Source organism: Nonomuraea sp. NPDC052129, from assembly GCF_040680095.1.
Taxonomy (GTDB): domain Bacteria; phylum Actinomycetota; class Actinomycetes; order Streptosporangiales; family Streptosporangiaceae; genus Nonomuraea.
In genome coordinates this window covers 17322-41442 of sequence record NZ_JBFAVX010000027.1, presented here as the reverse complement: position 1 = coordinate 41442, position 24121 = coordinate 17322, and the positions used below count along the sequence as shown (strand labels likewise).

Below are 24121 nucleotides of genomic sequence, written 5' to 3'. Positions count from 1 at the left end.
CCGAGGTGGTAGCCGTGCGGTAGCCAGCCCCCACCACTGGGCGGTGATGTCACCGGTGGCGTCGAGGGCGGCGGGAAAGGCTGGCGGGTTTCCGGCATCGATCGCCAGCCTATGTCGTCGGCGAGCTCGCGGCGGGGCTCAGGCGACGCGATGGTCGTCGAGGGCATCGGGATCCCAGTCGATCCCGATGCCGGGTATGTCGGGCGGTGTCATCTGGCCGTCCTCGATCACCGGAGAGCTGCGGGTGATCGCCCGCAACTGCGGAATGTACTCGACGTACATCCCGTTCGGCACCGCGGCGGCCAGGCTGACATGCAGTTCCATGAGGAAGTGCGGGCTCACCGCGACGTTGAACGCCTCGGCGGCGTGGGCGACCTTCAGCCACGGGGTGATCCCGCCGATGCGGGCCACGTCGACCTGCACGATGCCGACCGCGCCCGCGGCCAGGTAGTCGCCGAACCGCTGGACGGAGTAGAGGGATTCGCCGACCGCCACCGGCACCGAGGTGGAGGCGGCCAGTCTCCGGTGTCCGTGGAGGTCGTCGGCCGGCAGCGGCTCCTCGAACCAGGCGATGCCGAGCGGCTCGTAGGTCCGGGCGCGCCGGATCGCCTCCGCGGAGGTGAACGCCTGGTTGGCGTCGACCATGACCTCGAAGCCCGGTCCCACCGCCTCGCGGACGGCCGCGAGCCGCTCGGCGTCTTCGGCGAGCGACGGCCTGCCCACCTTGACCTTCACCCCGCGCAGCCCGGCTGTGGCCGCCCGCTTCGCGCCGTCCACCAGTTCCTCCACGGGCAGGTGCAGCCAGCCGCCCTCTGTGTCGTAGACGGGTAGCCGCTCGTGCGCGCCGCCTGCCATCCGCCACAGCGACTCACCGGTACGGCGGCCGCGCAGGTCCCAGAGCGCGGTGTCGACGGCGGCGAACGCCAGTGAGGTGATGGCCCCGACGGTGGTCGCGCGGGTCTGGTCGAGCATGTGCCGCCACAGCGCCTCGACCGGCCGGGCGTCCCGGCCCAGAAGTGCCGGGACCAGATGGTCGGTGATGAGTGATATGACGGCCCGCCCGCCGGTCCCGATCGTGTAGGAGTACCCGGTGCCGGACAGCCCGTCGGAGGTGTGCACGGTGACCAGCACCGTCTCCTGCTTGACGAAGGACTGCATCGCGTCGACGCGGACGGCCGCCGGTTGCAGGTCGACCAGCTGGACGTCGATTCGTGTGATTCGGGGCATGTCATGTGCTTTCTTCACTTGAGCGCACCCAGGGTGATGCCGCTCGTGACGTAGCGCTGGAAGATCAGGAAGAGGATGACGATCGGGAACGTCGCGATGACGAGGCCGGCGAAGAAGGCCCCTTGGTCGCTGACGAACTGGCCCTGGAAGGAGAGCAGACCGACCGACAGTGTGCGGTCCTGCGGGCGGGTCAGCAGGACGACTCCGAACTGGACCTCACTCCACACGAAGATGAGCCCGAGCAGCGTGACCGAGACGAAACCGCCCTTGCTGATGGGCAGGACCACGCGGAGCAGCGCGGTCAGCTCTCCGTAACCGTCGATCTTGGCTGCTTCGAGCAGTTCCCGCGGCACGGCGGCGAACACCGACCGCATGATGAGGGCGATGGTGGGCGTCATGAACGCCGCGTACACCAGCGAGATGCCCGCCACACTGTTGAGCAGCTGATATCTGCCCAGCAACTCGAACGTCGGGATCAGCGCGACGACCAGCGGGACGCTCAGGGCGAGGACCATGACGCGGCTGACCGCGTTCGACAGGCCCCTGGTCGCGCGGGCCAGGCCGTAGCCGGCGAGGCTGCCGCAGGTCACGCCGATGGCCAGGCTGCACAGTGCCACCAGCACGCTGTTGATGATGTACGTCGACAGCGGCGCGCCACCGACCACGCCCCGCCAGGCGTCGGCGTAGTTCGACAGCACCCACTGGCCGCCCAGCCCCAGCGGGTGGGCGTAGATGTCGCTGGTCGGGTGCAGCGACAGCAGCAGCATCGACACGAACGGCACGACCGTGATCGCCGTCCAGACCAGCAGGAGCGCATAACCGACGTACCAGAGCGGGCCGTGTCGCCACACCGAGCGCCGCCGTACGGCCGGCCGCGATCGGCTCGGAGTCCGCGGCGCGGTCATCGCGCGTCCAGGGTCTGCTGGCGGAAGATCCGCATGACCATGATCCCGATGACGGCGACGATCAGCGTGGTGATGACCGCGGTGGCCGAGCCGTAGCCGTAGTCCTGGTCGACGAAGGACTGCTTGTAGACCAGCACCGGGAGGATGCTCGTGGAGTTACCCGGGCCGCCTCGGGTCATCGCGTAGATGATGCCGAAGGCGTTGAAGGAGAACACCGAGGTCAGCGTCGTGATCGTGCCCAGCATCGGCACGATGTTCGGCAGGGTGATCCGGAACAGCCGGCCGGCCGCTCCGACGCCGTCGAGCGTCGCCGCCTCGTGCACCTCCTCGGGGATGGCCTCCATCGCGCCCAGCAGGATCAGCATCGCGTACCCGGTCTGCGTCCACACCGCGACGAAGATCGCCGCGTACAGTGCCGCCGAGGACGACGCCAGCCAGGCGTGCCCGTCTCCGAGCCCGATCAGGCCGAGCAGTGAGTTCACCACACCGGTCGTGGGCTGGAAGGCGTTCGACCAGAAGATGCCCGCGATGCTGACCGGGATGATCACCGGCAGGAACCAGACGACCTTGAAGATCCGGGCGCCGGGGACCTTACGGCTGATCGCGTTGGCCAGGAGAGTGCCGAAGGTCACCGTGAGCACCACGGTCCCGACGAAGAACTGCAGGCTGGTCCCGATGGATTGCCAGACCAGCGAATCGCGCAGCAGCCGCCGGTAGTTGTCCAGGCCGTGGTAGGCGACCGCGCCGATGCCGTCCCAGGTACCGAGGCTGATGCGCACGGATCCGGTGATCGGGTAGGCGACGAGCACGAGCAGCAGCACCAAGGCCGGGACCATCATCGCGATCGGGAAGATCCGTGCCCTCCGGCGCGGCGGCCGCGCCGTGGCGGTCGTCGCCAGGACGACTTTGTCGGCGATCATCAGTCCGACGCTCCCGACACCTTGCCGGACTGCAGGTCCTCCAGCGCCGACTGGTACTGCTGGGCCGCCTGCTGCGGGGTCAGCTTGCCGGCCACGAGCTTCTGCAGCACCGGCACGGAGAACGCCTGCCCGAGGGTGGAGGGCACGGTGGAGTCCCAGATGTTGACCAATCCGACGGACCGCGACAGCTCGAACTGCTGCTGCACCAGGTCGCCGAGGTTCGACAGGCTCGACGCGGGGATCGAGGTGAACACCGGGAGCGAACCGGTGGCGGCGATGACGCTGACCTGGTACTTGTCGGTCATGAAGAACTGAAGGAACTTCTTGGCCAGATCCGGGTTCGCCGCCTTGGCCGGGACCACAAGGGTGTCACCGTTGAAGGCGTCGAAGGGCGTCTTGCGGCCCGGGGTGAGCGGGGGCAGCAGGAACCAGCCCATCTCGAACGACGGCTTGGCCTCCTTCAGGCTCGAGTAGGTGTAGTTGCCGCCCTGCAGCATCGCGAGTTTTCCGCTGGTGAACAGCCCCTGGGCCTGGTCGGTGTCCATGCCGAGCATCCCGTTCTGGTAGATGCCCTTCTTCTGCCAGTCCTGGATCGTCTGAAGCACCTTCACGAAGCCAGGGTCGGTGTACTTGACGTCCGTGGGTGAACCGGGCTTGAAGTTGGTGAGCATGGCGTCGTAGTCCTCGGCCGGCACCGCGGTGGGCAGCAGCGCGTCCAGCGTGTGCCCCAGGTCGTACGGGCTCGAACCGCCCACCCCGAATCCCTCGTAACCGGCGGCCTTGACCTTGCCCACCATGGACTCGAAGTCGGCGACGGAGGCGACCTGGTGGTCGGGCGGGTCAGGGAGGCCGGCCTTCGCGAAGGCCGCCTTGTTGTAGTAGACGGGGTTGATCAGCAGTTGCTCGTAGAGGACGCCGTAGTGGTGCCCGTCGGTCGTGTAGTAGTCGGCCTGGCTCTTGGAGTACTTGTCCGCCAGACCCGCGGCCTTCCACACGTCGTCCAGCGGGGTCAGCTGCTTGTTCTTCAACAGCGCCGACCAGACGCCCGTGCTGCGCTGGAGGTAACCGATGTCCGGGGTGCCGGTCGAGCTGAGCAGTGCCACGTTGGGGCCGCGGGAGCTGCCGGAGTCGACGCCCTCGAAGGTGACCACCGTGCCCGGGTTGGCCTTCTCGAAGTCCTTGCCGACCTGCTGCATGGCGCTGGCCAGCGGTCCGGTGGGGATCTGGATCCGGAGCGACTTGCCGTCGCCGCCCCCCGGTCCGGTGCCGGTGCCGCACGCGATGCCGACGGCCGCGAGCAGGACGCCCGCGAGAACGGGCCTGGCTACCTTGAGAGTTCTAGACAGTGGCATGTGAGCCGTCCTTCCAGGGAGCTGACAGCTCTATGGCGATGACGTCGATGAGCGCGCCGGTCGGTGGCGGCACGGTGATGAACAGTTCGCCGAGCGGCTCGTCGTCCGCGCCGTTCGCCTTGTGCACTTCCTCGTTGAGGCTGTACTCCAGCGGTTGCTCGGTGCCGAGCAGGCGAACGCCGACGACCGAGCTGATGGGAACGTTCCTGACGACGAGCACGTCCTGTGGTCGCAGCAGCAGGTGGAGGTAGATGGTGTTGCCGCGTCGCGTGGCCGGGCCGTGGAAGTCGAGGCGCTGCGGCGCGGGCGCGGCCCCGACGATGCTCTCGCCGTGGCCGGCGAGCCAGCCGCCGAGCTGCTTGAGCGTGGCGACCTCGGCCGGCACGAGCGACCCGTCGCCCCGCGGCCCGATGTTGAGCAGGAGGTTGCCGCCTCGGGAGACGACCTCGCTCAGGTAGGAGGCGAGCAGCCGGGGGCTCTTGTAGTCGAGGTCGTCGGGCCGGTAGGCCCAGCTCTCGCTCATGGTGAGGCACAGCTCCCACGGTCCGCCCGGTGGCCGGCGCGGCATGCCCTGCTCGGGTGTCGCGTAGTCGCCCTGGCCCGGCAGCCGGTCATTGATGATCACGTCCGGCTGCAGGGATTTGATCAGCTCGCGGAGCTCGGCGGCGTGCCACTCCTCCCCGGTGCGTTCCCACTCCCCGTCGAACCACAGCAGGTCGATCGGCCCGTACTCGGTGAGCAGTTCGGTGAGCTGGCCCTTGACGTAGTCGAGGTATCGCGCCCACTGCTCCGGTGCGGGCCGCCGGTAACGCTCGTGCGGGTAGGGACGATCGGCGTCGGTGAACGCCGGGTAGTCGGGATGGTTCCAGTCGAGCAGCGAGTAGTAGACGCCGACACGCAGGCCCTCGGCGCGCAACGCGTCGAAGAACTCCCGGGTGATGTCACGCCCGTACGGCGAGGCCGCGATGGAGAACTCCGACTGCCTCGTGTGGTACATCGAGTACCCGGCGTGATGGCGGACGGTGAAGACCACGTAGCGGGCACCCGCGTCGCGGGCGAGCCGCGCGACGCCGCGCGGATCCCAGCGCCGCGGGTCGAACGTGGCCGCGCTCGACTGATATTGCGCGATGGTCATGTCGGCTTCGGGTTCTGTCCGGTCCGGCAGGATCGAGTGGCCGACCAGGGGCCAGCCGATCTCCACGCCTTGCTGACTCGCATGGTCCCAGTGCACGAACAGGCCGAAACCCGCCTCGCCGAACCAGTCGGGAATGGTCACGAGCTCATCCTTCTGCGTTGGGCAGGCTTGCCCAGATCGGATACGATACGATTTGCATGAGGATGCAGGGCGTTTCGGGCATGTGTCAACCATGAATACGGAAGTTCATTTGGAGGGGAGATGAGCGACTCGACGCCGGTGACGGGCGCGTCCGGCGGCTCGGGTTCCGACGAGCCGGCCAAGGTCAGCGTCCGTGAATCGGTCTTCCAGGCACTGAAGGCCCGGCTCATGGATCACGATTTGGAGCCTGGGGCGAAACTGTCGATCGACGGGCTCGCCCGCGAACTCGACGTGTCGCAGACGCCGGTCCGCGAAGCGCTCGCGCGTTGCGAGTCGGAGGGGCTCGTCGTCCGCCGGCCGAACACGGGCTATCTGGTGGCTCCCCTGCTCGACCGGGCCGCCCTTGACGACTTGTACGACGTTCGCCTGCTCCTCGAACCGTCCGCCGCCGCGCGTGCCGCACGGTACGCCACGGCCGCCGAGGTGAGCGCCATGCGGAGGTCGCTGGAGCAGATGATGTCACCGCTGGTCGGCGACACCTACGAGGCGTATCGCGGCTTCGCGGAGCTGGACGCCCTGTTTCACAACGCGATCGCCGAGGCCAGTCGCAGCCCGCTCATCGCCGACACGCTGCGCAGATTCCGCGCGCACACCCATGGTTACCGTCTCTACTTCCGCCACGGGATCGCCAGTCGCGCCGCCGATGAGCACCGCGCGGTGTTCGACGCCATCTGCCGCAATGATCCGGAGGCGGCGGCGAGCGCCATGACCGCCCACCTGGAGGCGTCGCGGTCACGCCTGACGAGCGCCTACGAAACCTGACCCGGCCAGGTCCGCGATCCCCTACCGTTTCCCGTTATGCGGACTCCTGCGCTCACCACCGATCCGCTCGTCGGCCGGCACGGCTTAAAGCAACGCGTCGACGAGCTGACCGGCGCCGCGCGTACGGAACAGGGCGGCGCGCTGGTGCTGGAAGGCGAGGCGGGCATCGGCAAAAGTGCTCTGCTGGAGTACGCCCGCAACGCGGCGCCCGGCTTCCGGGTGGTCCGGACGTCCGGGTCGGAGTTCGAGCAGGAACTGCCGTACTCCGCGCTGCACCAGCTGTGCGTGCCGATGCTGAAGCAGCTCGACGAGCTGCCGGACCGGCATCGCGACGCTCTGCGGGTGGCCTTCGGGCTGGCCGAGGGCACACCCGACCCGTTCCGTATCGGCCTGGCGGCCCTGGGACTGGTGACAACGGCGGCCCGGGAGCGGCCCCTGATGTGCCTGATCGATGACGCGCAGTGGGTCGACAGCGCGTCCGCGAGGGCGATGGTCTTCCTCGCCCGCCGGATCGCCGCCGACCCGGTAGCGATGATCTTCGCGGTGCGGCCGACGGACGTGGCGGACGGGTTCGGCGAGCTGCCGAAGCTGGCCGTCGGCGGCCTGAGCGACGAGGACGCCAAGGTGCTGCTGGCGACGCGGAGCCCGTTCCCCCTCGATGACCAGGTCCGGGACCGGCTCGTCGCCGAGGCCCAGGGGAACCCGTTGGCGCTGCTGGAGCTGCCCCGCGCCGGTGGCTTCGTCCCGCCTGACGGGTCCTCGGTGCCGGCCCGGATCGAGTACGGCTTCCGCGCCAGGCTGGCCGGTCTGTCGTCCGAGGCCCGGCTGCTGCTGATCGTGGCGAGCGCCGACCCGACCGGCGACCCCGGCCTGCTCTGGCCGGCCGCGCGCCAACTGGACCTCGATGTGACATCGTCCAGCGCGGAGGCGGATGCGACGGGGCTGGTGGAGTTCGGGACCCGCATCCGCTTCTGCCATCCGTTGGCACGTTCGGCGGTCTACCGGGCCGCCGGCGCCGGCGAACGCCGCGCGGTGCACGAGGCGCTGGCGGCGGTCACCGACCCGATCACGGCTCCGGACCGCCGGGCCTGGCACCGCGCCCAAGCCGGTTCCGGCCCCGATGACGACGTCGCCGATGAGCTGGAGCGGTGCGCGACGCGTGCTCAGGCGCGCGGGGGCGTGGCGGCCGCGGCGGTCTTCCTCGAGCGCTCGGTGGCGCTGTCGCTGGATCCCGCGCGCCGGATCGACCGAACTCTGCGCGCCGCCCAGGCCGGCTTCGACGCGGGGGCGTCCGGCAAGGCGACGGACCTGCTCGCGCTCCTCGAAACCGCCGCGCTGGATGAGTTCCAGCGTGCTGACGTCGACTTACTAAGGGGCCGGATCGCCTTCACCAGGCACGCCGACGGCTCCGGACCGATGCTGATGGCGCGCGCCGCCCAACGGCTGGCGAGCCTGGATCCGGACCGGGCACGTGAGTGTTTCCTCGATGCCGTCGAGATGAGCCTGTCCGTCGGCCGCGGCGGTGCCGTCATCGATCGGGTCCTCACCGCGGCCCGGTCCACGGCGCCGGCACCGAGCTCGCCGGACGCCCTCGACGCGCTGATCGTGCTGACCACCGACGGGTACGATGCCGCTGTTCCGCTGCTTCGCCACGCCCTCTACGGCATCGGCGACCCGTTCTGGACGCGGCGTCCCGCGCTCGCCACGATGATCGCCGTCGAGCTGTGGGACACGGACACCCTGGCCGCCATCGCCACCTGGCTGGTGAAGGCGGGCCGCGCGTCGGGCTCGCCGCTGCCGCTCAGGCTCGGCCTCGCGCAGAAGGCGGTCGAGGCCACCCTGATCGGCGACCTCGGGCAGGCGATCGCCGCCACCGCCGAGGAGGCGGCGATCGCCGACGCGACCGGCGCTCCCCCGCTGCTCCACCACCGGCTGCACCTCGCCGCGCAGCGCGGCCGCCGCGACGAGGCCCTTGAGCTGTGTGAGGCGGCCACCGCGGCACCGGCGGCTGGATGGCCGGGACAGGTCACGAACCTGCACTGGACGACGGCCATGCTCTACAACGGGCTGGCCGAATACCCGGCCGCGCTGGCCGCGGCCCGTAAGGCCACCGAGCACGATGATCTGTTCCTCACCGGAGCGGCCCTGCCGGAGCTGATCGAAGCCGCGGTCCATTGTGACGACCACATCACCGCGGCGCGGGCACTGGACTCCCTCACCGAGCGCACCCGGGCCGGCGGAACCACCGCCGGCCAGGGAGTCGCGGCCTACTCACGAGGGCTTGTGACCGGCATCGAGGATCACTACCGGGAGGCCGTCGACCTGCTCGCCGAGGGCCCGCTACTCCCCTATCTGGCTCGGGCGCACCTGTTGTACGGCGAATGGCTGCGGCGCGAAGGCCGCCGGCGTGACTGCCGCGAGCACCTGCGCACCGCCCACGAGCTGCTGTCCAGGGCCGGGGCGGAGGGCTTCGCCCGGCGGGCCGCCAACAAGCTGCGCGCCACCGGCGAGACGGTCCAGGCCCGGTCCGAGCAGACGTACGGGAAGCTGTCCATGCAGGAGGTCGCCGTCGCCCGCCTCGTGGCCTCGGGCGCCACCTCCAACGAGGTCGCCGTCCACCTCTACATCAGCAAACGCACCGTGGACGCCCACCTGCGCAACATCTTCCGCAAGCTCGGCATCACCTCACGCAGGCAGCTCAAAGATCACGCCGACCTCGTCCTCCAGGACAGGCTCGACGGCGGGTGACAGGACTTGCCGCATGGCGTCGGCGATACCGTGGGGGGCGGACAGGAACCGTTAGGGCGCCGTGCTACTTGGCCGGCACGGCTGAGGGCCGTACACCGGTCTCCCGCAGAAAAGCGGACGACAGGTGCCCTGAACTGCTGAAACCGCAACGCCGAGCCACCTGGCTCACCGTCATCCCGTTCTCCAGAAGGCGCGTCGCCTGCGCGATACGCAGCCGAGTGAGGTAGCGGACCGGTGTCTCCCCCGTCGCCCGCTTGAAAACCCGCAGGAAGTGATAAGGGCTTAACCGCACTTCCTCGGCCAGCTCCGCCAGGCGCACCGGCTCACTCAACCGGTCGCGCATGTACGCGATGGCCTTCCGCACTCGAACGTCCTCACGCCGCGTCGGGTCCGCTGAGCCTCGCCGGCCTTCGCGGATCGCCAGATGCACCACCAGAAACCGCGCGGCCGCATCCGCGTAGAGTTCGTCCGCACCCGCCGCGGTGGCGGCGGCCAGCGACTTGAGCACCGCGCCGATCAGCTCGCCGCTGTCCGGCGCCGGATCTCCGGCCGGGAGTGCCGGGCCACCGAGCTCGGCGACCACCCGCTCGACCACGGCGGCGGGGAGATGGACATCGAGGGGGAGATGGACGTGGATGGAGTGCATCGGCGCCGTGGTCTCGTAGCGCAGGCGAGTCGGTACGCCCGGTGTGGCCATCCCGATCTCGCCCGGCGTGATGGGCGTGGTCCGCCAGCCTTCGCCGGTGTCGATGTGCAGCTGCCCCGCGCCGCCGGTGATCAGCCACAGGTGCGCGTCCGCCGAGGGCGGCATGACCATCTCACCGGCGGCCTCGACGTGCTCGAACTTCTGGAGGAGCAGCGAGCGCCATCCGGGCCGTTCCCAGCTGCACAACGATCGGCGGACGAACCGGTCCAGGTCCAGGCCGGCGTAGCCGGCCATGTCGAAGCGCGGTTCCCTCTGCATCAGCGAGACCACTTCTCCGGTACGGGTGACGAGCGGCGCACGCGCGTTCATCGCATTACGCCAGCTCACTTCTGTTACACCCTATAACCAGCCATCGCTTCCGTCAATCGCGATGGTGATAGCCTCTAACTCGCGGTGGCGCACGGGAACCGGAGAGGCCGACCCATGGACAGCGATGTGGTGAGCCCGCGCGAGCGCTACCGGGCGCAGGTGCGAGACGAGATCAAGCGACACGCCTGGCAGCAGATCGCCACGGCGGGCGTGTCAGCGTTGTCCCTCAAGGCGATCGCCAAGCAGCTGGGCATGAGCGGCCCGGCCCTCTACCGCTACTTCGCCAGTCGCGACGATCTGATCACGGCGCTCATCAGGGACGCCTATCGCAGCCTCGCCGACCCCGTTCGCGAGGCGTACGACTCCGGTGCCGACATCGTCGCGCTGGCGCACGTCGTACGCGCGTGGGCCCTGAGCGATCCGCACCGATACCTGCTGATCTACGGCACACCCGTGCCGGGCTATGAGGCGCCCGCCGACACCGTCGCGATGTCGCAGGAGATCATGGCTGTGCTGATCGGCGCTTACCGCAAGGCCGACATCCCGTCGCCGGAAACCCCTTTCGGCGCTCACCTCAACAGCCACCGGCACTGGGCGCCTGATCCCACCGCGCCGGCGGCCATCCTGCGCCAGGCCCTGACGTTCTGGACCCGGCTGCACGGTGTGCTGTCCCTCGAGCTCGCCGGCCACTTCACCGGCATGGACATCGACGTCGGGCTGCTGTACGCCGACGAAGTCGACTCACTGCTGAGATAGGGCCTCGGCCTGCCGCGGCAGAGCCTCGTCCGGTTCCGCTGACCGCCGCCGCGCCAGCGGTGCCAGCGTGCGCTGAACGATGAAGTACTCCGCGACCAGCACGTTTCCCAGCAGGGACAGCCATGCGCTCGACGCGTAGACATCGCGGTACTCCAGCGACGGCATGACGCCCATCAGCTGCAGCCCGGCCAGCTGGTAGAGCCGCAGAGTCACGGCGGCGAACGTGAACGCGTAGTTGCGGACCATCCAGATCCGGTGCAACTGCACCTCGCGGCGGCGGATCGTCCGATACGCCTTGGCCGCCGTGTACAACCACGCCACGATCAGCCCGAAGAACGCCACCTGCAAGGTCGGGCCGCTCGGCGTCACCGCGGAGGAGTAGGCCGCCGCCATCGCGGCGGCCACGACCGAGATCAGGTACACCCGCCCCGTGATCCGAAGCGCGCGGGGGAAACGGGCCCGCAACCGCGGCACGAACTGCCACGGCCCGACGAGAAGTGCCGTGCCGGCGGGCACCGCGTGGAACACGAGACTCACGTAATACCCCGGGATGCTCATGTCGAGACCCGGAACGGTCGTGCCGCCGACCAGATACGGCGGCACGAAGTAGGCCGTGATGCCGGTCGCCAGCACGGCGAGAAGACTCCACAGGGTCCACCACCAGCGGCGGCGAACGGCCCGTGACATGGTCACAGCGGACATGCGAACTCCAATACCTGCGCGGGAACGAGAAGGAAGGGGCGCAATGCGCGAGGTCGGCGGCAGCGGGCCTTCGCCTCGCCGCAAACAACGCCGATCAAGCGGCAACCGTAGGCGCGGGTGAGTGATGAAGTCGATGCGGGAGATTGCTGAAGAACGGGCTTGAATTGCGGTCGGCCGAGGGGCGTGCTCGCCCGCCTCGGGGGTGCCTACGCGCCGTTGCCGTCGAATAGGCAACACGTGCCGACGCGGCGGCACACCGGGCTCGTTCACAGTGGGCGCGCCATCGTCAAGCGCTGGACCTCTTGGTCAACAGCGTTCACCACCTACGAAGAGGAGCACGATGATCTTCCACAGCATCCGTATGAAGGCCAAGGCCGGCGTGACGCAGGAGCAGATAGAGCAGGCCCTGGAGAGCATGCGCAACCAGGGCCGGGTCATCTCGGCGGTGAAGTCGTTCGTCGTCGGCCGGGACTACGGAGGCGATTTCGACTGGGGTGGTGTGTTCGTCATCGAGGACCTCGACGGCTACTGGGAGTACCTGACACATCCGGCGCACGCGCGCACCGACCAGCTCGGTATGCCGCTGGTCGAGAAGTATGACTCGTACGACATCACCGACGACGACGACCCGCAGATGGGAGCGAAGATCGCCGACCTGCACCGGCGACGGTACGAAGGCGACCCCGAGCTGGCCGCGCTGGTGGGCATGCTGCCCTAGCCCGTGCGGTCGCGGCGATCAGGTGGCCTTGGTCGTGTCGCGGTCGCGCCTACGGTCGCCGCCGTCGAGAAACGGTGACATGCGGCGGACAACTCGCGCACATTCGGCACCGATCGTGGTTCGTCATGGACGACGGATCTGGATTGCTGGGATGGCACCTGCAAGCGGCGCGTGAGAGGGCGTTCGCAGGGCGGGAGGAAGAGCTCGCGGTTTTCCAGGCGGCGTTGTACGGCGGCGGCTGCAGCGTGCTGTTCGTGCACGGTCCCGGCGGCATCGGGAAGTCGGCCTTGTTGCGGCGGTTCGCTCACGAGGCCGCGGTGACGGGGCGGCCGGTGTCCATGGTGGACGGGCGCATGTCGGAGCCGTCGCCGGGGGCGTTCGAGGCTGAGGCGGAGCCGGTCTTTCGTGATGCGGGGGCGGTGCTGCTGATCGACTCCTTCGAATGCGTTCAGGGCTTGGAGGGATGGCTGCGTGAGCGGTTCCTGCCGCGGATGCCCGTGGGGGCGCTGGTGGTGATCGCGGGGCGCTACCCGCCGGATCCGCGCTGGCAGGCGGACCCGGGATGGGCGGGGGCGCTGGAGGTGCTGCCGCTGCGCGACCTGCGGGCCGGAGACGCGCAGTCCCTGATGGACTCCTGCGGGGTGCCGGCCGAGTCGCGTGAGCCGCTGTCGGCCTTCGCCGGTGGTCATCCGCTGGCGCTGCTGCTGGGGGCGGCCGTGGCGGTGAAGGACGGCGAGGCCGGCCGGCGGTGGACGCCGAGCCAGGACGTGGTGGCCACGCTGCTGGATCAGCTGGTGGGTGAGGTGCCTTCGGCGGCCCATCGGCATGCTCTGGAGATCTGCGCGCACGCGTACACGACCACGGAGGACCTGCTGCGGGCGGCTCTGCCGCAGGACGCCGGGACGTTGTTCCGGTGGTTGCGGCGGTTGCCGTTCGTGGCGTCGAGCGGTCTCGGGTTGTTTCCGCACGATGTGGTGCGGGAGGTGGTGGAGGCGGACCTGCGATGGCGGGATCCGGAGGGGTACGCGGTGATGCGCGAGCGCGTTCATGCGCATCTGGCGGACAAGGTGCGTACGGCGAGCGACGCGGACGTGCCCGGCGCCGTGGCGGCACTGCTCTACCTGCACAACGGAGCGCCGGCCGATTTCCACGGCCGCCACGACGAGGGCGAGTTCCAGGAAGAGGTGCTGCGCCAAGAGGACGCCGACGCGTTGCTCCGGGTGGCGGCGGCGGCGGAGGGCGCGGCGTCCGCGCGCTGCGCCGCCTTCTGGGCGGAACGTCAGCCGGAGGCGTTCCGGCTGTATCGACGGACCGAAACCGGCGAGCCCGTGGCCTTCTCCGCGTGGTTGCGGTTGGCGCAATTCGATGAGGAGGAGCTGACGGCCGATCCCATCGTGGCCATGGCGTGGGCGCACACCCGTGCCACGACGCCGTTGCGCACCGGTGAACATATGGCGGTCAGCCGGGTATGGACGCTGCCGACGTATCGCGGAAACTCGCCTCTGATGGAGGTGATCCAGTGGCGAGTGATCGGCGATTGTCTGCGGGCCGAGCGGATGGCCTGGTCATATATCGCGGCACGGCAGCCGAACCAAGCGTGGGCGGAGCGGTTACGGCATTACGGGATGCGTGACATCTCCGAGCAGCCGCGGCTGGGGGATGACGTGTACACCCTGTTCGTCCATGACTGGCGCGCGGTGCCGGCGCGGGCGTGGCTGGAGCGGATGAACCGGCCGCTCGTCGCGGGGCCCGCCGGCGGCCCGGGTGCCGCGACGGCGGAGCTGGCGGTGTTGTCGCGGGCGGAGTTCGCCAAGGCGGTCCGCGAGGCGTTGCGCCAGTTGTCGCGGCCGGACACGCTGGCCACTTCCCCGCTGGCGCGCACCAGGCTGATCGCCGAGCGGGCCGGGCAGGATCCGGCCGCGGCGCTGGGTGACCTGCTGCGCCAGGTGATCGACGGCCTGCGTGCGGATCCGCGCTCGGTCAAGTTCCATCAGGCGCTGTCGGTCACGTTCCTGCGCGGCACGCCCACCCAGGAGCTGGCCGCGGAACGGCTCGGCCTGCCGTTCAGCACCTACCGCCGCCATCTGGCGGCCGGCATCGAACGCCTCTGCGCCGACCTGTGGCACCGGGAGCTGTACGGCGCACCGGCGTACCGATCCACCTAAGAGTCGGCCAGCGCGAAGCCGGCCGCCGCCTCCGCGTGCAGTCGAGCGCTCGGCAGCACCGGGATGGCGCTGTCCTTCTCACTGATCAGCAACTCGATCTCCGTGCAGCCGAGGACGACGCCTTCAGCGCCGTCGGCCGCGAGATCATCGATGATCCGGGCGTAGGCGTCCCTGGACGCTTCCCGGAGCACCCCGCGCACCAGTTCGTCGAATATCACGTGATGGACCAGTTCCCGCTGCTCACGCCGCGGGACGACCACGTCGAAGCCGTGGGCGGCCAGCCGATCCCGGTAGAAGGGCTCCTCCATGGTGAATCGGGTGCCCAGCAGGCCGACCTTGCGCATGCCCCTGGCGCGGATCTCGGTGCCCACGGTGTCGGCGATGTGCAGCACGGGCACGCTCACTGCCCGCTCCACGTCGTCGCTCACCCGGCTGAAGGTGTTGCTGCAGATGAGCAGGACCTCGGCGCCCAGATCCGCCAGTTTCCCGCCCGCCCCGGTCAGCAGCGTACTCACCTCGTCCCAGCGGTCGGCGAAGATGAGGTCCTCGACACGCGTGTAGTCGACCGACCAGATGAGGCTGTCGGCGGAATGGCTGCCGCCGAGTCGCTCGCGTACCCGCTGGTTGATGATCTGGTAGTAGATCACCGTCGATTCCCAGCTCAACCCGCCGATAAGCCCGATAGTGCGCATGGAACTCCGTTTCATTTGGACAGTCATTGGGTCAGCGACTGGGCCAGCGCACGGGCACAGGCGCTGAGCCCGATCTCGCTGGAGGCCTTGACGAGCACCACGTCTCCCGGTTCGAGGAGCGAGGTGGCCAGCTTGATGGCCTCGGCCACGTCCTCGACGGTATGGACGGCCACGCCCTGGTTCGAGGTCTCCGCTGCCCATGCCATCGCGAGCGGGTCTCCGGCTCCGACCGTGATCAGCACGTCGAAGCGGAGGTCGGCGACGAGCCGGCCCATCTCCGCGTGCCGGGCGCGGGAGGCGTCGGCCTGCTGGCCCATCGCGCCGAGTATGGCGACGGTACGACGGGTGCCGGCCAGGGCCTTGACCGCCCGCAGCCCGGCCCGCATGGACTCGGGGTTGGCGTTGTAGGCGTCGTTGACGATGGTGATGCCGTCAGGTCGTTCGACGATCTCCAGCCGCCCCCCGGAGCGCCGCCGTGCGGCGGTCAGCCCATCGGCGATCTCGGCGACGCCCAGGCCGAGTGCGCTGGCGACGGCGGCGGCGCCCAGGGCGTTGCTCACCTGGTGCTCGCCTATGAGGTCGAGCTCGACCGGGGCCCGGCCGGAGGGCGTCACCAACTCGAACGCGGTTCGCGCCCGGTCGGCCATCCGTACGCCTTCGGCTCGCACCCGCGCCCGCGCCGACCTGCCGTACAACAGGATCTGGGCCTTGGTGCGGCCGGCCATGCCCATGACGTACGGGTCGTCGGCGTTGAGCAGCGCGAACCCGTCCGCCGGCAGCGCCTCGACCAGCTCGCCCTTGGCCTCGGCCACGTCGGCCAGCCCGGCTCCCATACGCTCCAGATGCGCGGTGCCGACATTGAGCACCAGCCCGACCTGGGGAGGCGCGAGCCCGGTCAGGTACGTCAGGTCGCCCTTCCGGCCCGCGCCCATCTCCAGCACCAGGTATCGGGTGGTGGCGTCGGCACGCAGCACGGTGAGCGGCAGCCCGAGCTCGTTGTTGAACGACCTGTCGGTGGCGACCGTCGCGGCGCGCCGTTCGAGCACCTGGGCCAGCAGGTCCTTGGTCGTGGTCTTGCCCACCGAGCCGGTCAGGCCGATCACGATCGGGCTGACGCGTTCGAGTAGGTGCCTGGCCAGCAGGCCGATCGCGAGCTGGACGTCCTCGACCACCAGGGCGGGCACGCCGACGGGCCGTGCGGCCAGCACGGCGACGGCGCCGTCCGCGATGGCACCGGCCGCGTAGTCGTGACCGTCGACGCGGGCGCCGACCGTCGCGGCGAACAGGCCGCCGGGCACCACCTCGCGGGAGTCGACCGCCGCGGGCGCCGTCACCAGCGCCCGCGGGTCGGGCACGTCATGCGGGCTCGCGCCGACGACCTGCGCGATCTCGTTCAGCGTCATGGGGATCATGAGCCGCTCCTGGCGAACGCGAGGTCGATCAGGCGGCGCAGCAGGTCCGGGTACGGGACACCGCTCGCGGCCCAGGACCTGGCGTAGACGGAACGGGAGGTGAAGCCGGGCATGGTGTTGATCTCCAGGACGTACAGGCGTCTCATGTCCTCCTCATAGAGGAAGTCGACCCGGGACAGGCCGTAGCCACCGATCGCCCGGAAGGCGCGCAGGGACAGCTCGCGCGCCTCCTCGGCCACCCGTTCCGGCAGCACGGCCGGGATGGTGGCGATCTCGGCCTGGCTGAGGTATTTGGCCTCATAGTCGAGCCAGTCGCCGGGCACGATGAGCTCGCCGCACACCGAAGCGTCCGGCGTGTCATAGCCACCGAGCACGCCGCAGATGACCTCGCGCGCGGTCACGCCCTGCTCGACGATGACCACCCGGTCGTAGGTCAGCGCCAGCTCTACTCCCGCGCGCAGCTCCTCGATGGAGGTGACACGTGAGATGCCGATGGAGGAGCCCATGTTGGCCGGTTTGACGTACATCGGCCAGTCGAGCGACTTGACCAGCCCCCAGTAGTCGGTGGTGGTGCGCCATTCGTGCTCGGTGAACCACACATGCGGGGTGGTGGGAATGTCCTCCGCCAGGAACACGCGCCGCATCGCGACCTTGTTCATGGCCACGGCGGAGGCCATGACGCCGCAGCCCACGTACGGGATGCCCAGGGTCTCCAGGTGACCCTGGACGACGCCGTCCTCGCCGAACGGCCCGTGCAGCACGGGGAAGACCACGTCCGCCAGATCGCGTCGCAGCTCCACCGGCCATCTGCCCTGCCGGTCGATGATGACGGCGACGGGCTCGTACAGATCCCTCGGCAGAGCATCGAGCACAGCCTGCGCCGACTGCAGCGACACCTCGTGCTCGGCGGACGGCCCACCCGCCAGCACAGCCACGCGTACGCGTTCGGTCAAGATCACTCAGCCTTTCCTCAGCGGCACGGCGACAGCACGGTGTCCGCCGTCGTAGAACCAGCCCGCCGAGTGTCGGCTCTTCGCCTGATCACTTCCCAGGCCATTCGCTGCCCAGTTCCTGACCAAAGCGCGCCCGCGGTGTACCGCTACGCCCTCGCCGCCGCCACCACCGCCACCGCCTCCGCACTCGCCCAATCCGCACCCGCCCAAAGCCATCGGCCGCTCGGCGCAGTCTCCGACCTGCCCGTTACCGCCGGTTGAGCCGAAGGTGCGTGGTTTATCCTGGTTAATGGGTGGGGCATAGGATCGGCGGCATGGCGCTGCGACTTGTTCAGGTGAATTTCAAGGCTCGGGATGACTCGGCGCTCGGCCGGTTCTGGGCGGAGGCGCTCGGCTGGGGTCTTTCCAGCGAGGGACCCGGCGTGACCAACCTCGAACCCGAGGGCTTCTCCTGGCCGGACCCCGATGCCTTCTACATCGATCTCGTCACCGTGCCGGACCCCGAAACGGTGAAGTACCGCGTGCACCTCGACCTCGCCACCACCTCCGCCGCCCATCAGGCGGAGCTGGTCGCGCGCCTGAAGGAGCTCGGCGCGACACCCGCCGACGTGGGCCAGGGCGACGTCCCGTGGACGGTTCTGGCCGACCCGGAGGGCAACGTGTTCTGCGTGCTGGAGCCTCGGGAGATCTACCGGGACACCGGGCCGATCGCCGCGATGGTGGTCGAGTGCGCCGATCCGCGGGCCATGGCCCGGTTCTGGGGCGAGGCCACGGACTGGACCGTGCACGAGGTGACCGACGATCACGCGACGCTGCGCTCCGCCAAGGGCGTCGGCCCGTATCTTGAGTTCCTCCGCAGGCCCGGCGTGCAGACCGTGTGGAGCCGCATCCATATCGACCTGCTGCCCGACCCCATTGACGAGCAAGCGGCGGAGGTGGCCCGGCTGCGGACCCTCGGCGCGACGCCCGCCGATGTCGGCCAGGGCGACGTCCCGTGGAAGGTCCTGGCCGACCCGGAAGGCAACGAGTTCTGCGTCCTTGGCCGGGCCTGACACAGCGCCCGCGCCCGCCACGGTCAGCGAGGTTGGAGGTCCACTCGCGAGGCCAGGCCGGGATAATCGAGGACGAATCCGGACTCGTCGTAGATCAGGCGGCAGGCGACGTCGAACACCGGTGCGGCGTAGCCATAGCGCTGACGACGGCCCTCATCGGGGATCCGGGTGTAGCGCTGGTCGAGGCGTTCGACGGTCAGGTCCACGGCCCGCACGAAGGCGGCCGGGGTGTCCTGGCCGGCGCCCACGGCCAAGCGCAGCCGGTGCACGGGGAACGCGTTCGTCATGGCCGATGACTCCAGATCCACGTCCAGGCAGCCGTCGAGGTGGGGCGCCGGCACGCCGTCGACGCGCCAGCTCCCCGGGTCGCCGGACTCCAGGACCGTTTCCCTCACGCCTGCCACGGAACGGCTGGTGAGCCGGGCCCGCCGGGTCCTCCAGCCGGCGTCCACCTCGATGGTGTAGCCGACGGCCCAGGTCTGGCCCTCCTCGACGGCCGTGGTGCGGCCCTCGATGAGATGGCCGTCCTGCGTGGGTTGGAAGTAGACGACCTCGAAGCCCGTTCGGGCGGTGTGGTGCCGCCAGGCCGCGGTTTCCGGCGGAGAGGTGAAGATCACCGGGTAATTGTCCCGCAGCTGACCGGCTCCCCGGTGGCGAACGACTCGTTGGCGGCCAGTCCGATCGCAGGGCGCGGGCGCCGTCCCGCTCGTCCGCGAGCGCCACCGGGGAGGCCGCGCCGTCGAACATCGCGGCCAGCATGCGCTCGTCGGCGCCGCCGTGCCCCTCGTGGACCACCGTCACCGGGACCTCGCGCGGGGGCGCCCACAGAGGACGCACGCGGATCCGCGCCCTGCCGGAGTTGAGCGGGGCGACGGCGGTGTTCGCGCTGGCCGTCCGCGCCGGCGCCGGCACGCCGCCCGGGCGGCCACGGGAGCTGGCCGCCGAGTCCGCCGAGCGGTCGGAGCACCGGCTGGCCCGGGCCCTGGCGCGCGTGCCGCGGCTGTCCAGCGACATCCCCGGGCTGGCCGCGTACTGGCGCGGGTCCCTGGCCAGCGGGCTGGTCTGCCTCTGGGACAACCCGGGCTTCATCACCTCGCCCTTCGTGGCCACGTCCGGCGTGGACGGCGGGGCGCTCTGCGCCTACGCGTGGGACACCGGCGGGTACGCCCCCCACCTGCTCACCCTCATGCTCGGCGAGTCCACAGGCACCGTCACCGTCGACGGCCGCCGGAAGACCGGCGAGGTCATCGAGTGACTCCGGCCACGTCAGGGTGTCATGAAGCGCTCGCTTTCCGGCCGCTGGAGGTCTGGAAGCCGGTGAGGCCGGGTGTGTCGTCCGTGGTCAAGACGATCTGGTTGAGCACCAGCCCGGCCTCACGAGGTGCCAGCGAGATCGTGTGCTCGCCCGGCCCGAGCGCCAGCGCGGCCGCGGCGACGCTCGTGCTGCCGTACCAGGTCTCGAACCCGGTCTCCGGCCCGGACTTGTTCGACTGGTATCTCCACTGCCCGTCGACGACCACGTGGTAGGAGTCGGCGTCGGCGTTCGGGTTGCTCGTGTTGACGAACAGGTAGTACGTGCCACCGGTCTGGATGTCGACGGTGAAGTCGAGCCGTGGTGGTGCTCCCGCCGCGGAGCTCCCGTTGACCTTCTGTGTCGGGCCGGCCTTGAACAACGCCTCGGCCTGGGCCGCCGAGGTCGCCAGCCACTGCGCCTTCGCGCTGGCGTCGGCCGGCGGGACGACCTGGAGACCGTTGCGGGCCAGCGCCCAGCCGTGCGTGCCGTTGTTGCTGTCGACCGCGTTGGCGGAAGTGCTCTTCTCCAGCGCGTCGGCCGCGTCGAAGACGACCGAACCGTTCCGCTCCAGATAGGCGCCGACCGGTGCCCCAGTGGCTCTGCCCACCGTTACAGGCGCCACCCATGCCTCACCACCGGCGGCGGTGATGGACAGCTCGGCCTTCCCGGCCCGGTGTCCGGTGACCCGTACCTGACCGTCCTTCACCGCGACCGACACGGCGGTCTCGTTGTCGGACTCCGCGGCCGCCACATCCCGTACACCCGTGATCGTGCTCGTCTCGCCCACCGACGTCTGGATGGCGGGCAGCCGCCGGAGCTTCGGCATCTCGTCAGGAACAGGCGCCACGGTGGCCTTCTGGGGTGCGGCGATGTTGTTCGGGCTCTCGGGCGGGCCGACCAGGCCGTCACCGGCCGCGCCGGCGCGGGTCTCGATGATGATGCGGTCGAAGAGGATGGCCGCGTCCGAGCGGTAGACCACGAGGTCGTGCCAGCCCGGTGTGGTCACGTCGATGGTGAAGTTCAGGGGTTCGATTTGACGCATGATGTTGAAGCCCCAGGGGCTGGTGCTCGTACCGGCGACAGAGTTGCCGCGCAGCAGGCCGGGCGCCTGGTCGTCGAGCCCGATCATCGTACGCGCGGTTCGCGGCGTGCCGTTGTCCTCTGTGCCTTCGTTCAGCGTCGGAATGCGGTAGAAGGCCCCGGTGAACTTCCCGGTGGAGGTGAAGTAGACGCGGTATCTCAGGCGGGCGGTCGTCTCGAAGCCGGAGTCGACCCGGGGCGCGATCTCCGGGAAGCCGCCCATCGACGCCCCGCGCTGACCCACGCCCTCAAGGGGGGCCCACCGGCTCCCGTCGGCGCCGGGCACGTTCTCGGCGAAGTGCTCGGCCTCGAGGGCCACGTATCCGTTGGCCTCCAGGTGCCCGCGCTCGGCACGGCGCAGGTCCACGGCCGCCCGCGCCGCGTCGACCGTGAACGTCGCGACCGGGTCGCCGACCTTGGCTCTGTTGACGGCGTTGAAGACTCGGATCGTCCCCGTCGCGGCCGGGTGGTTCTTGGCGACCGTCACCGTGACCCGTTGCTCTGTCGCGGTCGTGCCCGAGCGCTGCGAAAGGGCGATCCACCGAGCGTCCGCCTCGGCGACCCACTCCTGCGGTCTGGCCACGTCGTCCCGGGAGAACACGTCGAAGAACCGCTTGTCGTCGGGCGCGGCCGAGTTGAACGTCAGCGTGCCGCGGCCAGGCTCCTTGCTCCCCTCGGCAGCGGCGCCCACCGCGTCGGCCGGTGTGGCCACCCGGGCATACCGGTCGTTGGTCAGCATGACGGTGCCCTCGTTCGGGAAGCCTTCGGGATGGCTGTGGCCGATGGCGTGGTCCCACTTGCCGCCGCTGATCGTGTTCCAGTAGTCCTCGTCGGTGAAAACGCGCTCACGGGCCTGCTTCGAGAGCAGCTCGTAGCTTCCCGCGCTGGCGTAGCGGCCTTGGGCGGCGGCGAGCTGGTTCTTCCAGTAGTAGCCGATCTGCTCGGCCATGTTGCGGTAGGACCGGACCCGGTGGAGCACTTGCTGATAGAACGCCGAGCGATAGCGCGGGTCGAGCTTCGCGGAAACACCCTCGAGAATCGCCACCAGCTTGTTGGACTCGTTGATGTAGCGCTGGAGCTCATCCCCGTCCGAGGTGGCGCTGAACGGGAAGACCTGGCCGTTGTGGATCCTTCCCGAGCTCGCGTTGGAGGAGTTGATCTCCCCCCAGAACTCGGCGCGTTTGGTGCTCTCGAGCGCGTCGAACCTCTCCAGCGCGTCGGTGACCACGGCGGCGTCGTCGCCCTTCAGCCGGAAGTCTCGCCGCACCTGCTCGGTGAGGAACTTGCTCCCGATGTTCGTGTCGTCATAGCCCTTGACGTCCCACGCGAGCTTGGCGAACAGGTCGAGCTTGATCTCGCCGGGCTTGATGTCCCCGACGTTGAGGATCCAGTAGCGCCCCGCGCCGGAGTTCCACGCCCGGTGCAGCTGCTGCACCATCAAGGACATCGGCGTGGAGTTCAGCCACAGGTAGCTCTTCGGCTCGCCCCAGTAGGAGATGTGGTAGTAGACGCCGTTCCCGCCGGACCGGGCGGCTTCGGTCCGCGTGGGCACCTGGCGCAGGTAGCCCTGGTTGTCCTCGGCCCACATCAGGGTCACGTCGCCGGGGATGTAGTTCTTCAGCCCGGCGTTGTAGAGATCGTTCATCTCCTTGTAGGGGATGAACACCTGCGGCACGGCGTCGGCGCTGCCGTAGACCGCCGCGATCAGCTTGCGCTGCTCGCTGATGACGTCGGCCAGCATCTCGATCTTGTCCTTGAACCCGTACGGGTTGCCGGGTGTGAACACCGGATCGCTGTCATGCACCCCGCGGATGCCCAGGGCGAGGATGTTCTCGAAGCCGGAGTTGGCGACCACCCGCTGGCGCCAGTACTCCAGGATCGCGGGCTTGTTGATCGAATAGTCGTAGGCCGCCACGGCGTCCGCGCCCTTGATGTCGAGCGCGTCCTTGTTGCGGTCGTACCACTGCCGCCACTCCCCCTCGTTGTTGCGCAGCATCAGCTCCGCGTGAGAGGAGGAGGCGACCACGCCGAAGGCCGACGCCTCGCGAGCGTTGATCGGGGTTCCGTTGTCGTACATCCCGGTGTCGGTGACCGCGTTGAACGCCCTCGATGCCAGGTGCATCGCCGGCCATAACGTGTTCAGCTTGAGCCGCAGCATCAGCTCATAGACGTGCCGGTAGTAGTTGACATCAGGTGTGCCGTTGCCGGTGGGGAACTTCTTCTTCGCCCACGCGACGGTGCGTTCTTCATCGTTGATGAAGATTCCCCGGTACTTGACATCCGGCCCGTCGTCGACCCGAGTCTTGCCATCGACCTCGATGTCGTCGCGCCACTTGACCGGCATGTCGCTGTACCAGTACCAAGGCGAGACGCCGATCTCCTCGGAGATCGAGTAGATCCCGTAGATCGTCCCGCGAGCGTCGCTGCCCGCGATCACCAGTGCGTTGCCGACCCCGGGGACCGGGTTCTTGATGGTCTTGGTCGCGTACGCCTCCCACTTGCCCTTGATCCCGGCGGCCTCGTCGAACTTGCCGGCCGCGACGATCGCGTCGATCAGCCGGCTCTGACCGATCTGGCCGACGATGATCGCGGTCTTCTGGCCCGCGGCCTTGGTCTGCAGGGCCGGCAGCTTGCGTTGGTCGGCCTTCGCCAGCCGCGCTTCCCTGGCGGGCGTGTCGTCGATGAACAGGCTCCGCACCTCGCCGGGATCGATCGCCCCGGTCACCATGGCGACATCCTGACGCAGGTCTTGGACCGCGCGGCGCACCTGCGTGTAGTCCCGATCGGCGTGATCGCCGCCATAGGACGGGTCGATCAGGATCGGAGCGGTCGTACGCCCGTCGAAGATGGTGAAGTCGGTCGATGACGCCTGCGCCGGCGTCACCCCCACCCAGGTCAGCGACGCGGCCAGCAGGGCGCCGATCGTCACAGCCACGAACCATCGCCTGGCCCGACCCGCGATGTGCTGCAGTCTCTGTCCGGGCTGCGACATCCCTCGCTCCTCTCGCCCGACACGGCCCGACGTGGCCGGC

At 69.4% G+C, this 24121-nt stretch carries 19 protein-coding genes; 7 read left to right on the top strand and 12 right to left on the bottom strand.

Translation table 11 applies throughout. From position 1 onward, the window contains the following. Nucleotides 1–138 precede the first annotated feature (138 nt). From AB0L53_RS41345 to AB0L53_RS41325, 5 genes are read right to left on the bottom strand one after another with little or no spacing between them, the layout of a single operon-like run. Nucleotides 139–1227, bottom strand: coding sequence for a mandelate racemase/muconate lactonizing enzyme family protein (locus AB0L53_RS41345; RefSeq protein WP_364006555.1), 1089 nt, complete (start codon nucleotides 1225–1227; stop codon nucleotides 139–141). Between the two features lie 14 nt (nucleotides 1228–1241). Continuing rightward, complete coding sequence (locus tag AB0L53_RS41340; RefSeq protein WP_364006553.1) at nucleotides 1242–2132, bottom strand: carbohydrate ABC transporter permease; 891 nt, start codon at nucleotides 2130–2132, stop codon at nucleotides 1242–1244. Further along, the gene (locus tag AB0L53_RS41335; RefSeq protein WP_364006550.1) at nucleotides 2129–3052 is read right to left on the bottom strand and encodes a sugar ABC transporter permease; all 924 of its coding nucleotides are present in this window, start codon (nucleotides 3050–3052) and stop codon (nucleotides 2129–2131) included. The genes AB0L53_RS41340 and AB0L53_RS41335 overlap by 4 nt, the downstream gene beginning before the upstream one ends. Then, nucleotides 3052–4404 carry an extracellular solute-binding protein gene (locus AB0L53_RS41330; protein WP_364006547.1) on the bottom strand — a complete coding sequence of 451 codons (1353 nt, stop codon included), beginning with the start codon at nucleotides 4402–4404 and terminating at the stop codon, nucleotides 3052–3054. Before AB0L53_RS41330 ends, AB0L53_RS41335 begins: the two co-directional genes overlap by 1 nt. Continuing rightward, nucleotides 4391–5680: an alpha-L-fucosidase gene (locus AB0L53_RS41325; protein ID WP_364006544.1), complete on the bottom strand. Its 1290-nt coding sequence runs from the start codon at nucleotides 5678–5680 to the stop codon at nucleotides 4391–4393. Before AB0L53_RS41325 ends, AB0L53_RS41330 begins: the two co-directional genes overlap by 14 nt. 120 nt (nucleotides 5681–5800) lie before the next feature. Here AB0L53_RS41325 and AB0L53_RS41320 point away from each other — a divergent pair, with 120 nt between their 5' ends. Further along, entirely contained in the window at nucleotides 5801–6502 is a 702-nt protein-coding gene (locus AB0L53_RS41320; protein WP_364006541.1) for a GntR family transcriptional regulator, read from the top strand. A gap of 36 nt (nucleotides 6503–6538) precedes the next feature. Next, complete coding sequence (locus tag AB0L53_RS41315) at nucleotides 6539–9250, top strand: AAA family ATPase (protein ID WP_364006539.1); 2712 nt, start codon at nucleotides 6539–6541, stop codon at nucleotides 9248–9250. Between the two features lie 64 nt (nucleotides 9251–9314). On the opposite strand, the gene AB0L53_RS41310 is transcribed toward AB0L53_RS41315, so the two are convergent. Beyond that, a complete protein-coding gene (locus tag AB0L53_RS41310) occupies nucleotides 9315–10265 on the bottom strand; it encodes an AraC family transcriptional regulator (RefSeq protein ID WP_364006536.1) in 951 nt (316 codons plus the stop codon). Between the two features lie 114 nt (nucleotides 10266–10379). Between AB0L53_RS41310 and AB0L53_RS41305 the strand changes: the two genes are divergently transcribed. Then, complete coding sequence (locus AB0L53_RS41305; RefSeq protein ID WP_364006533.1) at nucleotides 10380–11021, top strand: TetR/AcrR family transcriptional regulator; 642 nt, start codon at nucleotides 10380–10382, stop codon at nucleotides 11019–11021. Here the strand turns inward: AB0L53_RS41305 and AB0L53_RS41300 are convergent. Further along, complete coding sequence (locus AB0L53_RS41300; RefSeq protein WP_364006530.1) at nucleotides 11007–11723, bottom strand: DUF2306 domain-containing protein; 717 nt, start codon at nucleotides 11721–11723, stop codon at nucleotides 11007–11009. The two genes, AB0L53_RS41305 and AB0L53_RS41300, sit on opposite strands and share 15 nt — an antisense overlap. Before the next feature lie 340 nt (nucleotides 11724–12063). Here AB0L53_RS41300 and AB0L53_RS41295 point away from each other — a divergent pair, with 340 nt between their 5' ends. Together AB0L53_RS41295 and AB0L53_RS41290 are read left to right on the top strand one after the other, a co-directional pair. After that, nucleotides 12064–12441, top strand: coding sequence for a Dabb family protein (locus AB0L53_RS41295; protein WP_364006527.1), 378 nt, complete (start codon nucleotides 12064–12066; stop codon nucleotides 12439–12441). A gap of 125 nt (nucleotides 12442–12566) precedes the next feature. Continuing rightward, complete coding sequence (locus AB0L53_RS41290) at nucleotides 12567–14606, top strand: AAA family ATPase (protein ID WP_364006524.1); 2040 nt, start codon at nucleotides 12567–12569, stop codon at nucleotides 14604–14606. On the opposite strand, the gene AB0L53_RS41285 is transcribed toward AB0L53_RS41290, so the two are convergent. From AB0L53_RS41285 to AB0L53_RS41275, 3 genes are read right to left on the bottom strand one after another with little or no spacing between them, the layout of a single operon-like run. Beyond that, on the bottom strand, nucleotides 14603–15298 hold the full coding sequence (locus AB0L53_RS41285; protein ID WP_364006521.1) for an aspartate/glutamate racemase family protein: 696 nt from the start codon (nucleotides 15296–15298) through the stop codon (nucleotides 14603–14605). The genes AB0L53_RS41290 and AB0L53_RS41285 overlap by 4 nt on opposite strands. Before the next feature lie 23 nt (nucleotides 15299–15321). After that, on the bottom strand, nucleotides 15322–16710 hold the full coding sequence (murF, locus tag AB0L53_RS41280) for a UDP-N-acetylmuramoyl-tripeptide--D-alanyl-D-alanine ligase (protein ID WP_364006518.1): 1389 nt from the start codon (nucleotides 16708–16710) through the stop codon (nucleotides 15322–15324). Next, a complete protein-coding gene (locus AB0L53_RS41275; protein WP_364006515.1) occupies nucleotides 16707–17669 on the bottom strand; it encodes a D-alanine--D-alanine ligase family protein in 963 nt (320 codons plus the stop codon). The genes murF and AB0L53_RS41275 overlap by 4 nt, the downstream gene beginning before the upstream one ends. A gap of 308 nt (nucleotides 17670–17977) precedes the next feature. Here AB0L53_RS41275 and AB0L53_RS41270 point away from each other — a divergent pair, with 308 nt between their 5' ends. Next, nucleotides 17978–18715, top strand: a complete 738-nt coding sequence (locus AB0L53_RS41270) for a VOC family protein (protein WP_364006512.1) — start codon at nucleotides 17978–17980, stop codon at nucleotides 18713–18715. 23 nt (nucleotides 18716–18738) lie between these two features. Here the strand turns inward: AB0L53_RS41270 and AB0L53_RS41265 are convergent, their stop codons facing one another. Further along, on the bottom strand, nucleotides 18739–19332 hold the full coding sequence (locus AB0L53_RS41265) for a putative glycolipid-binding domain-containing protein (RefSeq protein WP_364006509.1): 594 nt from the start codon (nucleotides 19330–19332) through the stop codon (nucleotides 18739–18741). A 140-nt stretch (nucleotides 19333–19472) separates the two neighbouring features. Here AB0L53_RS41265 and AB0L53_RS41260 point away from each other — a divergent pair, with 140 nt between their 5' ends. After that, nucleotides 19473–19970 carry a hypothetical protein gene (locus tag AB0L53_RS41260; protein WP_364006506.1) on the top strand — a complete coding sequence of 166 codons (498 nt, stop codon included), beginning with the start codon at nucleotides 19473–19475 and terminating at the stop codon, nucleotides 19968–19970. A gap of 19 nt (nucleotides 19971–19989) precedes the next feature. Here the strand turns inward: AB0L53_RS41260 and AB0L53_RS41255 are convergent, their stop codons facing one another. After that, nucleotides 19990–24081 carry a glycosyl hydrolase 115 family protein gene (locus AB0L53_RS41255; RefSeq protein WP_364006503.1) on the bottom strand — a complete coding sequence of 1364 codons (4092 nt, stop codon included), beginning with the start codon at nucleotides 24079–24081 and terminating at the stop codon, nucleotides 19990–19992. Between the last annotated feature and the right edge of the window lie 40 nt (nucleotides 24082–24121).